11 protein-coding genes and 1 tRNA gene are annotated in these 13,823 nt (G+C 56.2%); 11 read left to right on the top strand and 1 reads right to left on the bottom strand.

The window, feature by feature from the left end; translation table 11 throughout:
* Window positions 1-226 precede the first annotated feature (226 nt).
* Both EGO56_RS07095 and EGO56_RS07100 read left to right on the top strand, forming a co-directional pair.
* Window positions 227-580 carry a type II toxin-antitoxin system RelE/ParE family toxin gene (locus tag EGO56_RS07095; RefSeq protein ID WP_135908211.1) on the top strand — a complete coding sequence of 118 codons (354 nt, stop codon included), beginning with the start codon at window positions 227-229 and terminating at the stop codon, window positions 578-580.
* A 4-nt stretch (window positions 581-584) separates the two neighbouring features.
* Complete coding sequence (locus tag EGO56_RS07100; protein ID WP_033733169.1) at window positions 585-887, top strand: helix-turn-helix domain-containing protein; 303 nt, start codon at window positions 585-587, stop codon at window positions 885-887.
* An 89-nt stretch (window positions 888-976) separates the two neighbouring features.
* Here EGO56_RS07100 and EGO56_RS07105 read toward each other — a convergent pair.
* Window positions 977-1,052: transfer RNA gene (locus EGO56_RS07105), tRNA-Asn, on the bottom strand.
* A gap of 505 nt (window positions 1,053-1,557) precedes the next feature.
* Here EGO56_RS07105 and EGO56_RS07110 point away from each other — a divergent pair.
* From EGO56_RS07110 to EGO56_RS07150, 9 genes are all read left to right on the top strand, one after another.
* The gene (locus tag EGO56_RS07110) at window positions 1,558-2,481 is read left to right on the top strand and encodes a sugar ABC transporter substrate-binding protein (protein ID WP_013358384.1); all 924 of its coding nucleotides are present in this window, start codon (window positions 1,558-1,560) and stop codon (window positions 2,479-2,481) included.
* Between the two features lie 32 nt (window positions 2,482-2,513).
* On the top strand, window positions 2,514-3,998 hold the full coding sequence (locus tag EGO56_RS07115; protein WP_135908212.1) for a sugar ABC transporter ATP-binding protein: 1,485 nt from the start codon (window positions 2,514-2,516) through the stop codon (window positions 3,996-3,998).
* Between the two features lie 23 nt (window positions 3,999-4,021).
* Window positions 4,022-5,047 carry an ABC transporter permease gene (locus EGO56_RS07120; RefSeq protein ID WP_179291192.1) on the top strand — a complete coding sequence of 342 codons (1,026 nt, stop codon included), beginning with the start codon at window positions 4,022-4,024 and terminating at the stop codon, window positions 5,045-5,047.
* Between the two features lie 453 nt (window positions 5,048-5,500).
* A complete protein-coding gene (gene nac / locus EGO56_RS07125) occupies window positions 5,501-6,418 on the top strand; it encodes a nitrogen assimilation transcriptional regulator NAC (RefSeq protein ID WP_013358381.1) in 918 nt (305 codons plus the stop codon).
* A gap of 882 nt (window positions 6,419-7,300) precedes the next feature.
* A complete protein-coding gene (cbl, locus tag EGO56_RS07130) occupies window positions 7,301-8,260 on the top strand; it encodes an HTH-type transcriptional regulator Cbl (protein WP_013358380.1) in 960 nt (319 codons plus the stop codon).
* Between the two features lie 160 nt (window positions 8,261-8,420).
* Entirely contained in the window at window positions 8,421-9,878 is a 1,458-nt protein-coding gene (locus EGO56_RS07135) for an NAD-dependent succinate-semialdehyde dehydrogenase (protein ID WP_135908213.1), read from the top strand.
* Window positions 9,879-10,321: 443 nt separating this feature from the next.
* Complete coding sequence (locus EGO56_RS07140) at window positions 10,322-11,791, top strand: aldehyde dehydrogenase family protein (protein ID WP_135908214.1); 1,470 nt, start codon at window positions 10,322-10,324, stop codon at window positions 11,789-11,791.
* 27 nt (window positions 11,792-11,818) lie between these two features.
* Window positions 11,819-12,487 (top strand): haloacid dehalogenase type II, encoded by a 669-nt coding sequence (locus EGO56_RS07145; RefSeq protein WP_135908215.1) that lies wholly within the window; start codon window positions 11,819-11,821, stop codon window positions 12,485-12,487.
* Between the two features lie 10 nt (window positions 12,488-12,497).
* A complete protein-coding gene (locus EGO56_RS07150) occupies window positions 12,498-13,775 on the top strand; it encodes an NAD(P)/FAD-dependent oxidoreductase (protein ID WP_041456961.1) in 1,278 nt (425 codons plus the stop codon).
* The last annotated feature ends 48 nt before the right edge of the window (window positions 13,776-13,823 follow it).

Below are 13,823 nucleotides of genomic sequence, written 5' to 3' on the forward strand. Positions count from 1 at the left end.
TGAAGTCTGAGTGGGCTTTCGTCTGACCGCCATGAGATCACCATAACCCGCAGCAAATCAGATACAGCTCGCGAATCTGTGCAGATCTTGTGCGGTTTTCACTGACATAACTGAATACTTCTCTCGCATCTCATTTAAGACCCATGATTTTGACATTCCGCTACATCACACTCGGTTATCGCTTTACACCTATATAGTATCTGACCTATATTGATAAGGAGATCCCGTGTGGATGATTAAAACGACAGAGCGGTTTGATCTCTGGTTTACGTTGCTTAATGACAGCGATCGCGCCTGCGTTCTGGCTGCATTGATGGTGTTGCGGGAAAAGGGGCCGGGATTAAGCCGACCCTATGCGGATACGATTAAAGGTTCCGCTTATATCAATATGAAAGAGTTACGTATCCAGAGCCGCGGCGACCCAATAAGGGCTTTCTTTGCTTTTGACCCGAACCGCACGGCAATTGTGCTGTGTGCCGGTAATAAGGCGGGCAATGAAAAGCGATTTTATCGGGAGATGCTTCCGGTTGCCGATCGGGAATTCACACACTGGCTAAAAAGCTTTAACCATAAGGAGTAACGTGATGGGCAGAACGCTGGAACAGCTTATTGCGGATGAAAAACCGGAAGTCGTTGCCGACGCACAGGCCATGGCGACCGAAATCCTGCTCAACATTCACCTTGCCGAGCTGCGTGAGAAAGTGCAGAAAACGCAGGTCGAAATGGCGCAGGCGCTGGGCATCACACAGCCGACTGTGGCGGGTATGGAAAAGCCGGGGCGTGACCTGAAGCTTTCCACGCTCAAACGCTATGTGGATGCGGCAGGGGGGAAACTGCGGCTGGTGGTGGAGCTGCCGGATGGTTCCCACTACGGGTTCGTGGTGTAAGCCTCTGGCGTGAAAACCATGCCACCGTGATTAAAAATCATAAATGCAAAAAGCCCGCTCAGGTTTCCCTGAGCGGGCTTTTCTAATTCTGGCTCCTCTGACTGGACTCGAACCAGTGACATACGGATTAACAGTCCGCCGTTCTACCGACTGAACTACAGAGGAATCGCTTGAACGGGGCGAATATTAACGGCGCTGATCCCGCTTGTCAAAGCCCTGTTTACTGAATTGCGTTCAGATGCTCGTAAAAGCAGCGGATTGGCGGTTTTTACGCAAATCTGCTGGCTTTTCAAACTGCCAACAGGATCTCACTTTGCGGGCATTTCTCGGCAGATGTTAGAGGCATGTCAAAGTTTTGTTGTTTGCCGATGTTAAAACAACCGTTTCAGTGCTTTTATGATAAAAATTTCAAAACGACATTATATGGAACAAATAAACTGCTTATCATCACGGTCGTGATTATCATCCGGAAATGAAACGGCATTTTTAAACTAACTGTTTGCAGATCAAGTGATTGTGAAAAGGAGTGGTCGATCACAAAAATAGCCATAACCTGAAGTCTTACCTCAAATTTCCCGAAACAGACGCCAGACAGGCTGGGTGAATGTAAAAGATATTTTTCATTCGCGGGTTCAGCCGCTGAGCAAGTTAACAAATAAGAAGGGTCCCTATGAACATTAAAAAAACGATTGTCGCCTCACTGTTAGCCTGCATGTTACCTGCCGCGGTTATGGCAAAAGATATCTCAGTGGGCGTCTCGATGGCGCTGTTTGATGACAACTTCCTGACGATTCTGCGTACGTCAATGCAGAAAGAGATGCAGAAGGATGGTGTTAAAGGCCAGGTTGAGGATGCAAAAGGCGACGTTTCACAGCAGCTTCAGCAGGTTCAGAACTTCATCGGCCAGGGTGTTGATGCCCTGATCGTTAACCCGGTCGACACCAACGCGGTGAAACCAATTATGGATCAGGCAAGCAAAGCGGGCATTCCGCTGGTCTTTGTTAACCGCCGTCCAGGGGCTGAACTCACCGGCAAAATGGCCTATGTGGGTTCCGATTCAGAACTGGCCGGGCGGTTACAGATGGAAGCGCTGGCGAAAGCAATGAACGGCAAAGGCAACGTCGCCATTCTGATGGGTGACCTGGCGAATGAATCGACTCGCGACCGTACCAAAGGCGTGGAAGAAGTGGCCGCTAAATATCCTGGCATCAAAATTGTTCAGAAGCAGACCGCCAAATTTACCCGTAACGACGCGGTGGATGTGGTCAGTAACTGGATGACGGCCGGTGATGAAATCAATGCTATCGCGTCGAACAACGATGAAATGGCAATCGGTGCGCTGCAGGCACTGGGTAAAAACCCGAACAAAATCCTGATTGCTGGCGTCGATGGTACACCTGATGCGCTGCAGATGCTGAAGCAGGGCAAGATGGTCGCCACCGTATTCCAGGATGCGAAGGGCCAGGGTGAAGGCTCAGTACAGACGGCGATCAAACTGGTGAAAGGCGAACAAGTCCAGAAAATTATCAACATCCCTTACCAGCTGATTACCAAAGAAAATATGGAACAGTTTACCCAGCGTAACCTGAAATAATCGTTCCCGACCCAGCTGTACGGAGGTGATGTATGAACGCGTTTGCGCTTGAAGCCGAAGGCATCAGCAAGTTCTTCCCCGGCGTCAAAGCCCTCGACAACGTGTCGTTGCGGGTGCGTCCGGGAACGGTACATGCCTTGATGGGCGAAAATGGCGCGGGCAAATCCACTTTAATGAAGTGCCTTATCGGGATGTATCGTCCCGATAAGGGCACCATCAAAATTAAAGGGGAGCCGGTGCAGTTTCAGGACACCATGGACGCGTTGCGTTCCGGCATTTCAATGATCCACCAGGAACTCAATCTGGTGCCTTACATGACCGTCGCCGAGAATATCTGGCTGGGCCGTGAGCCGATGAAGTTTGGCTTTGTCGACCACGCCCGACTTAATCTGAAGACGCAGGAACTGCTCAACCGCCTGAATATCCGCCTGAAAGCCGAGCGGATGGTGGGCGAGCTGAGCATTGCGTCGCAGCAGATGGTCGAGATTGCCAAAGCGGTCTCCTGGGATTCAGACATCGTCATTATGGATGAGCCGACCTCCGCGCTGACGGAAACCGAAGTGGCGCATCTGTTTACCATCATTCGCGATCTGCGGGAGCAGGGTAAAGCCATCATCTACATCAGCCACAAGATGGATGAGATTTTCAACATCACCGATGAAGTCAGTATTTTCCGCGACGGCAGCTGGATCGCCAGCGATCAGACGGCGAAATATACCCGTCAGTCGCTGATTACACAGATGGTAGGACGCGAGCTGACACAGCTGTTCCCGAAATTCAACAGTGCCATCGGGGAAGAAGTGCTGACGGTGCGTAATCTCACCTGCAAAGATCGTTTCACCGATGTTAGTTTCAGCGTGCGCCGGGGTGAAATCCTTGGTGTCGCCGGGCTGGTGGGGGCTGGTCGCAGCGAGGTGATGGAAAGCCTGTTCGGCATGGAGAGTTTCGACAGCGGTGAGATCCTGATTGATGGCGTACCGGTGACGATCGACTCACCCTCTACCGCGATTGAAAAGGGCATGGCGTTCCTGACCGAGGACCGTAAAAAGTCCGGTCTGTTTCTGGTGCTGTCGGTGATGGAGAACATGAGCATCGTCAACATGCCGGAGTACATCGGCAAAAGCGGTTTTGTCAGTCATGTGAAGATGGCGCAGGACTGCATGGAGCAAATCCGTCGGCTCAATATCAAAACGCCGACCATGGATCAGATCATCAATAACCTCAGCGGCGGTAATCAGCAGAAGGTTCTGATTGCCCGCTGGCTGCTGGCACAACCGAAGATTCTGATTCTGGACGAACCGACGCGCGGTATAGACGTCGGTGCTAAAGCGGAGATTTACCGCTTAATCAGTGAACTCGCCAACCGTGGCGTGGCTATCATCATGGTCTCCTCTGAACTGCCGGAAATCCTTGGCATGAGCGACCGGGTGATGGTGATGCACGGCGGGCGTATAACCGGCATCCTCGATAAAGAAGAAGCCGATCAGGAAACCATTCTGTCGTTGGCATCCGAGTGAGGCGCGAGACCACTATGAGCAATATGAAAGCTACTGCTACCCCGGCAGCCCCGCAGCAACCCTCTTTTTTTGCCAGCCTGCGCCATAAACTGCCGAAAGATACCGGCATTTTTGTGGTGATGGTGGGGATTGCATTGATTTTTGAAATGTTCGGCTGGTACGTGCGTGACCAGTCTTTCCTGCTCAACACCAACCGTCTGATCCTCATTGTCCTGCAGGTGGCGATTATCGGGATTATCGCCGTTGGCGTGACCCAGGTCATTATCACCACCGGTATCGATCTCTCGTCCGGTTCCGTCATCGCCCTGGCGGCGGTGGTCGCCGCCAGTCTGGCGCAGACCTCTGACAGCCTGTCGCCGATGTATCCGTCGCTGGTTAATATGCCTGCGGTGATCCCTATTGCGGCCGGTATCGGTGTTGGTCTGCTGGCGGGTGCGGTCAATGGTGTACTGATTACCCGCACCGGCATTCCGCCCTTCATTGCCACGCTGGGCATGATGGTGTCGGCACGCGGTCTGGCGCAGTATTACACCCAGGGCAATCCGATCAGCTTCCTTTCCGATGGCTTTACCTCAATCGGTCAGGGTGCCATGCCGGTCGTGATTTTCCTGGTGGTGGCACTGCTGTTCCACATCGCCCTGAAACATACCCGCTACGGTAAATATGTTTACGCCATCGGCGGCAACATGACCTCGGCGAAAGTCTCCGGTATCAACGTTAATAAGTATCTGATCATCGTCTACACCATTGCCGGCGCGCTCTCTGGCCTGGCGGGTGTGGTACTGGCGGCGCGCGTCAGCAGCGGCCAGTCGAGCATGGGGATGTCCTACGAGCTGGATGCGATTGCCGCAGCCGTTATCGGCGGCAGCAGCCTGATGGGCGGTGTCGGCCGTATCACCGGCACATTAATCGGTGCCGTTATCCTTGGCCTGATTAAAAGCGGATTCACCTTCGTGGGTGTCGATGCCTATATTCAGGACATCATCAAAGGGGTGATCATCGTCGCTGCGGTCTCTATCGACATGCATCGTAACCGTAAAAAACGTTAATCAGCAGGCGTTGCCTTCTTCCGCAACGGGAGAGGGCAACGGTTGCTTTTTTGTCTTCAGGAAGCGTCAGCGATAAGAAATCCCGCTGATAGCGGTTACATTCTCAGCCTGTTGGTTAATGCTTTCCTGTAAGTCCGGCAAGCCTTCATCCGGTGCAATACGTTTCCACTGCACTAAAACTGTACAGCCCGTCATCACTTTTCTGCACGTCTGACTCGCAGCATCTGCACTGCCACAGTGCGCCCGCTCGACTCCTCTGTTGCTATTACGCATTCCTGATCCTTATTAACCCTTAAGAGGTAATCAGAAACGCTTATTTTCCGGGCCGTTAGGAAAAATCTGGCTGACGGGCAAGGCACAGGATTTAAACCTGGCCTGCATCTTGCAAAATCTCTGTCATCAGAGCGATGGGCCAGACCCCTTTCGCTATTCAGGGTAAGTGACGGAGGCAAGATGAATTTAAGACGACTGAAGTACTTCGTGAAAATCGTCGATATCGGCAGTCTGACGCAGGCAGCGGAAGTGCTGCACATCGCGCAGCCTGCACTCAGTCAGCAGGTGGCAACGCTGGAGAATGAGCTGGATCAGCAGCTACTGATCCGCACCAAGCGCGGCGTCACGCCAACGGAAGCCGGAAAGATTCTCTATGGTCATGCGCGTACTATTCTGCGCCAGTGCGAGCAGGCCCAGACGGCGGTCATTAATGCCGGTCAGGTGCTGAGCGGCCAGGTATCAATTGGTCTGGCACCCGGCACAGCAGCCTCCTCGCTGACCATGCCGCTGCTGCAAACCGTTCGCGATCAGTTTCCTGAAGTACTGGTCTACCTGCACGAAAACAGCGGCAGCGTGCTGAATGAGAAAGTGATGAACGGTCAGCTGGATATGGCGGTACTGTACGATCGCGCTCCGACTGCCGGCATCAACAGCATGCCGCTGATGAAAGAAGATCTCTTCCTGGTCGGCGCTACCGACTACCCAGGTGCCAGCGTCGATCTGGCCGATGTAGCGCAGATGAGCCTGTTTTTACCACGCGACTACAGCGCAGTGCGCAAACGGGTTGATGAGGCCTTTTCACTGCGTCGCCTGAGTGCGCGCATCATTGGTGAGATCGAATCGATTTCAACCCTGACCGCAGCCATTTCCAGCGGCATGGGTGTCACCGTGTTACCTGAATCGGCCGCCCGTGCGCTGGTAGGTTCAACCGATGCCTGGATGTCCCGCATCAACAGCCCGTCACTGAGTCTTCCGCTGTCGCTGAACATCTCAGCCCGTCTGCCGCTGTCGCCTTCTGCACAGGCCGTTAAAAATATCCTGCTGTCGCTGCTGAATAAGCCGCTTAATGAGGAGCGGGAGTTGATGTTAGTGGGGTAGGGGGGCGAGCTTTGCAGCGGGCTGAGTCTGAGAAGGTTACGCCCGCCAGGCGGTGGGGAGTTTCAGGTTGCTTTCGCCTTGCAGCGGGCTGACATTGAGCAGGTTACGCCCGCCAGGCGATGAGGAGTTTCAGGGTGCCTGTGCAGGCGGACGCGTCAAGGGGCGGACGCCCGCCCCTTAACAATCCCGGCGTCCGGCAGCCTGCGCGCCCCGCTTTGCGGGGTGCCTTCGTCACGCCCTGCGGCCGACGGACCGTCCGGACGCGCCATCCCTGGCGCGAACCGTCCTTTCGCCGACGTCCTGTCGGCTCATCCTGGCCTCCGGTTGTTCCTCAGCACTTCGGATGCCTCTCCCAAACCCCCGCCTGCAAAATTTTTATGTTTTTTTAGTGCAGCGTTGTCTGCTGCCTAAAGACCCTTCCGGAAACGTAAAGCGATAACGTGCCTAACAAAGAAAGAAGAAATAACAGCGAGGGGTAAGGGAGGCCGTCAGAGCCGCTGAGCGGATGAGGGATTTCAGGACGAGCGACAGGGATGTCGCGAAGAGGCGGGTTCGCGCCAGGGATGGCGCGTCCCGGCGGTCCGTGAGAAATCCGGAAGAAGCGAAGGGACCGCGAAGCGGCGGTGAAGCAGGCCGGAGCCGGGGGTCAAGGGGCGCGGCGACTGGCGCCCCTTGTCGGTCGCCTGCAAAGGCGATTCTGAAACTGCCCGGCCCGTCAGGCGAACGAAACCTTCTCATAGCCCGTTCGCGCAGCGAACACCTCAGCGCATCCGCGGCCTCTTTATTCCCTAAAGTCATAAAGCCAAATTTTTTAGTATTTCCTGTTATCAATAATAGTTCTTAACATCAGGGAATCAGATTATGTAAAGAGAGGTAAATGTCGTGAATTTCCAGCAGCTTAAAATCATCCGCGAGGCGGCCCGCTGTGAGTTTAACTTAACGGAAGTCGCTAATACGCTGTTTACTTCTCAGTCAGGTGTCAGTCGGCACATTCGTGACCTGGAAGATGAGCTGGGTGTTGAGATTTTTATTCGTCGCGGTAAGCGCCTGCTGGGAATGACCGAACCGGGTAAAGCGCTGCTGACCATCGCCGAACGCATCCTCGATGAAGCAGGGAAAGTACGACGTCTGGCCGATGTCTTTACTAATGAAACCAGCGGCATCCTGACTATTGCAACGACCCATACTCAGGCGCGCTACAGCCTGCCGAAAATCATTAAAGCGTTTCGTCAGCTCTATCCCAACGTTCGTCTGGAACTCAACCAGGGATCGCCGCAGGAAATTGTCACCATGCTGCTGGCGGGTGAAGCGGACATCGGCATCGCCAGTGAAATGCTGGTCAATAACAGCAGTCTGGCGGCATTCCCCTGGTTCAGCTGGCATCATGCGTTACTGGTGCCGAAAGATCATGAGCTGGTGCAGAATCAACCGGTTTCACTGAGCACCCTCAGCCGTTATCCCCTCATTACTTACCGCCAGGGTATCACCGGCCGTTCGCGGGTTGACCGTGCCTTCCAGTCGGCGGGTTTAAAACCGGACATTGTGCTCAGCGCCCAGGACTCCGACGTGGTGAAAACCTACGTTAAACTTGGTCTCGGCGTCGGGATACTGGCCGATCAGGCGTGTGAAACGGAAGAGAGTGAAGAGCTGGTACGCATCGACGCCACGCATCTGTTTGATGCCAGCACCGTCTGGCTCGGCCTCAAGCGTGGACAGCTGCAGCGTAATTATGTCTGGCAGTTCCTGGAACTCTGCAATGCAAACCTGTCGCTGGAGGAGATCAAACGTCAGGCACTCTCCTACAGTAATGACGACGAACCGGTCATCGACTTCCAGATTTAAGGCGCGTGCGCATCCCACCGGATGCGCGCCCATTTCCGTACAGCATAAAATTTCAAATCCCCGCGAAAAACTCGCTTAGCGACCTTTCTGACCCCGCACAACAACATCCTGCGCTGACCCGGCGCGATAAAGTGGAATCAGCTGACCACAAGGGGATGTTATGTCGCGATTACAACTTAAAGACAGCGATCTGTTGCGCCAGCAGGCGCTGTTTGCCGGACGCTGGCAGGATGCACATCAGGGTGCCACGCTGCCGGTTACCGATCCCGCCACGGGCGAAACGCTGGCGACCATACCGGCGCTGGGCCGTGCTGAAACAGAGCAGGCGATAGCCTATGCGGAAACGGTTCGCATCAGCTGGGGAAAAACCACTAACGCCAGCCGTGCCGCGCTGCTGGAAAAATGGCATCAGCTGATTATTGAACATGCTGACGACCTGGCGATCATCATGACCGCAGAGCAGGGAAAACCGCTGGCGGAAGCCAGGGGCGAAGTGCTCTACGGGGCCAGCTTTGTGAAATGGTTCGCGGAAGAGGCGCGCCGTATCTATGGCGACACCATTCCCGCGCCCAGTGACGACCGGCGCATTCTGGTGCTGAAACAGCCGGTAGGCGTTGCCGCCGCCATCACACCCTGGAACTTCCCGATAGCGATGATCACCCGCAAGGTGGCCCCCGCGCTGGCCGCCGGATGCCCGATTATCGTCAAACCCTCTGAATTAACGCCGCTCTCGGCACTGGCCCTCGCGGTGCTGGCAGAGCGTGCCGGTTTCCCGTCAGGCGTATTACAGGTGCTGACCGGCCTGCCCACGGAGATTGGCGCGGCACTGACTGAAAGCCGCACGGTACGTAAAATCTCCTTCACCGGCTCGACCCGCATCGGGCAGCTATTAATGCAGCAGAGCGCTGACAGCATCAAACGTCTGAGCCTGGAGCTGGGCGGCAACGCGCCGCTGATCGTGTTCGATGATGCCGACATCGAGATTGCGGTCGCGGGCGTCATGCTCAGCAAGTTCCGCAACGCCGGGCAGACCTGCGTCTGCGCCAACCGCATCCTGGTACAGCGCAACATCTATCCGCGCTTCACCGCGCGACTGCTGGAGGCGGTCGCCACCCTGAAAGTGGGTGATGGCTTTGCGCCCGACAGCACCATTGGTCCGCTGATCAACCCACGCGCGGTAGAGAAGGTGAATGGTCACATCGATGATGCGCTCAGCCAGGGTGCCACGCTGCTGACCGGCGGCATCAGCCAGGGCAATGGTACTTTTGTTCAGCCTACGGTGCTTGGCGATGTTACGTCCAGCATGCGCATTGCCCATGAAGAGACATTCGGTCCGGTCGCGCCGCTGTTTATCTTTGATGATGAGGATGAGGCCATCGCAATGGCGAATGACACGCCCTACGGACTGGGCGCCTACTTCTTTACCGAAAGTATCCGGCGGGCCTGGCGGGTGGCGGAAGCGCTGGAGTTTGGCATGGTCGGCTTTAATACCGGCGCGATTTCTCTTGAAGTTGCCCCCTTTGGTGGCGTGAAACTTTCCGGTATTGGCCGGGAAGGATCCCGCTACGGAATTGATGAATATCTGGAACAGAAAACTTTTCACATTGGCAGTCTGTAATTAAATATGACCAAAACGCCAGCCGGACGATCCGGCTGGCGTTTTTGCCTGACACACAGAATTATTTCTGCTGCGTCAAATAATCCTCTTTAAAAAGTAAAGAATTTATCAGGGATGTGAGGCCGGTCGGTAAATCGGTGTGTTATGAGTGCAGAAGTAAGCAGCCTGAGCCGGAATATCCGCTTTGGTGCAATTTCCGTGCAGGTTGCACCAGCAGGGCGCATAAATTTTGTGAAGTAAATCATCTGTTTAATTGTTCGGCAAATCCGCAAAAATTACCCCGGCAATACGGCAGAAAATTTTTTTGCGCTGTTTTAAACGCATTTTTATTTTTTGCCCGGCTGGCATACTTTCTGCATTAGCTTATTAACAGCGCAGAAATCGCCAGTTAAAAACGCTAATAAGCCAGCAACTGATGGGTGTTACAAATAAGGAATTCTTCCATGTTAAGTTTCGACCCTGAAAAAATTTCTCTTCCGTCTGGCCATTATATTGGCGGCCAGCACTGCCAGAGCCAGGGCCCAGCCTTTGAGGTTAAACGGCCCTCTGATGGCAGGGTCTATGCCACGCTGCAGGACGCCACGTCTCAGGATGTTGATCGTGCCGTCACCGTGGCGCATCAGGCGTTGAAAACCAGCGGCTGGTCTGGCTGTCCACCGCGTGAACGCGGTCGCGTGTTACGCCGCTGGGCCGATCTGATTGAGCAGGACGCGCTGCTGGCACAGCTGGAAGCGCTGGGCTCAACCCGGCCCATCAGCGACGTGGTGCTGCACGAAATTCCGTTTACCGCCGAAGCCATTCGCTTTTACGCCGAATGCGCCGACAAATACAGCGGCGATCTCTTTCCCACCCGCGACAGCAGCCTCGGCATGCTGATTGCCGAACCCTATGGCGTCATCGCCGCCATTACCCCGTGGAATTTCCCGCTGTCGATGGCGTCGTGGAAATGCGGACCCGCGCTGGCAGCAGGCAATGCGGTGGTGCTGAAACCCTCTGAACTCACCCCGTTTTCGACGGTGCGCATGGCCGAACTGGCGATTCAGGCGGGCCTGCCAGCGGGCGTGCTGAACATTGTGCAGGGCAGTGGCGCGGTGACCGGCAGTGCGCTGGTGAAACATCCACTGGTGCGCAAAGTCTCGTTTACCGGCTCGACCCTGACCGGCGCGCGCATCATGAGCGATGCCGCGCAGCACGGCATGAAACCGGTGACGCTGGAGCTGGGCGGCAAAAGCCCGCAGCTGGTATTTAATGATGCGGGTGACCTTGAGGTGCTGGCTCAGCGCATTCTGCGCGGCTTCACCGCCAACGGCGGTCAGGCCTGCGTGGCGGGCACCCGTCTTATTGTGCAGCGCAACATTGCCGATCCGCTGGTTGAGCGGCTGGCCCAGCTTTGCCGGGAAGTGAAACCGGGCGTTACCTGGCAGGAGGGCAGCCGCTACGCGCCGCTGATCGATGAACGCCAGGGCAACAAAGTCTGCTCGGTCATTGAAGCTGCAAAAGCGCAGGGCGCAGAGGTGCTGGTGGGCGGAGAACGCTTTGCCGACACCGACAACGGCTGGTTCTGGCAGCCGACGCTGCTGAGCCATGTATCGCAGGATAACCCGGCGGTTCAGCAGGAAATTTTTGGCCCGGTGCTGACGGTACAGACGTTTGATGATGAAGAGCAGGGGCTGGCGATGGCTGCACACGACACCTACGGCCTCTGCGCCGGTGTCCACACCCTGAGCCTGCCACGCGCGCTGCGGGCGATGCGGGCGATTGACGCAGGCACCGTCTGGATTAACCGCTATGGCCGCTCCGGCGACTTCATCATTCCCACCGGCGGCTTTCTCGGCTCCGGCATTGGTAAGGATTTAGGGCGTCAGGCGTTTCAGGCCTGCCAGCGCCAGAAGAGCGTACTCATCGATTTCTAAGCGCAACTGACAAGACGAGGGTGTTACATGGCACTGTTTAAACCGAAATTCATCACGTTTGACTGTTACGGCACGCTGATTCGCTTCGATATGGCCGGTGCGGCGGAACGCTGTTTCAGCAACCGCGTCGACCCTGAGGCCATGCACGCCTTCACCGCTGACTTTGCCAGCTACCGGCTGGATGAGGTGCTCGGCGCATGGAAACCTTATTACGACGTGGTCAGCAATGCGATCCAGCGCACCTGCAAAAAGTGGGGCGTTAAGTGGGATAAAGCCGACAGCGACTTCATTTACACCGATTGCGCCAGCTGGGGTCCGCACCTCGACGTGCCGGCCGGGCTGGCGAAAGTCGCAAAAGAGTTTCCGCTGGTGCTGCTGACCAACTCGATGAAAGACCTGATCCCGCACCATATACCGCGTCTGGGTGCGCCGATCCACATGACCATCACGGCGGAAGAGGCGGGTGCCTATAAACCGCAGATGAAGGGCTTCGAGTACATGCTGGATAAGCTTGGCTGCGGCCCGGAAGAGATCCTGCACGTCTCCTCCAGCTTCCGCTATGACCTGATGACCGCCTACGATCTCGGCATCAAAAACAAAGTCTGGGTCAATCGCGGTCATGAACCGGCGAACCCGTACTACCAGTACACCGAAATCAAAGATATCGGCGGCCTGCCTGGCGTCGTCGGACTCTGAGGAACCCCCCATGAAACTGGAATCGTTCTGGCAGGCCACGGCTCCGGCCTTTGCCGGTGCTGCCCGCGAACCGCTGCCCGCCCAGGCGGACGTGGTGGTGATTGGCGGCGGCTTCACCGGCGTCTCGGCAGCCCTTAACCTGGCGCGCAGCGGCATCAGCGTGGTGCTGCTGGAGAGTGGCGACGTCATGAGCCAGGCATCGGCGCGCAACGGCGGCCACTGCAATACCGGTGTGGCGCAGAACTTCGCCTCGCTGGTGGCGAGTCAGGGTCTGGAGCAGGCCAGCCGCTTTTACCGGGCATTTGACGACGCGGTGAGCTACGTCCAGCAACTGATTCAGGATGAAGCGATCGACTGCGACTTTCGGCTGTGCGGCAAACTTAAGCTCGCCAGCAAAGCCTCGCACGTCGCCGGGCTGCGGGAGGCGTATGAACTGATGCGCCGTACCGTGGACCCGGAGATCGAACTGCTCGACAAAACGGCGGTGCGCGACGAGATCGCCAGCGACAAATTCCACGGCGGCCTGCTGCAGAAGCGTGGCGGTCAGATGCACATGGGCAAATTTGGCATCGGGCTGGCTGAAGCCGCCGCGCGCAGCGGGGCGAAGATTTATCCGCATCATGCCGTGACGAAACTGGAACGTCTGAAGGGTTATCAGCACCGGATTCACACTGCAAACGGCACCCTTCTGGCGGATAAGGTGCTGATGGCGACGGGCTGCTCCAACGTCGGCCCTTTTCCCTGGTTTCAGCGCCGCATCGTGCCGGTCGGCAGCTTTATCGTGGTGACCGAAGCACTCGACCCGGCGCTGCTGCGCCAGGTGCTGCCCAACAATCGGACCTATGTGACGTCGCTGAATATCGGCAACTACTTCCGCACCACTGCCGACAGCCGGCTGGTGTTTGGCGGCCGGGCGCGGTTTGCGGTCAGCAACCCGACCTCTGATTCGCGCAGCGGCGAGATCCTGCGCCACGCGATGACGCAGATGCTTCCGCAACTCGGCCAGGCAGCGCTGGATTACTGCTGGGGCGGCATGGTCGATATGACCGCCGACCGTCTGCCGCACGCGGGTGAACAGGATGGCCTCTTCTATTCGCTGGGCTACAGCGGCCACGGCACGCAGATGTCGGTGTGGATGGGACGGGTAATGGCCGATCTGCTGGCCGAAAAGCGCACTGAAAATCCCTGGCAGCGCGACGCATGGCCCGCGCTGCCCGGTTATCACGGCAAGCCATGGTTTTTACCGCTCGCAGGACTCTATTACAAAGCAAAGGATCGCCTTTCTTAACGTCCCGTCGGGTGCTGGCCGCCAGGTTGCCAGCACCGCCAGAACATG

Source organism: Pantoea vagans (assembly GCF_004792415.1).
GTDB classification, from domain to species: domain Bacteria; phylum Pseudomonadota; class Gammaproteobacteria; order Enterobacterales; family Enterobacteriaceae; genus Pantoea; species Pantoea vagans.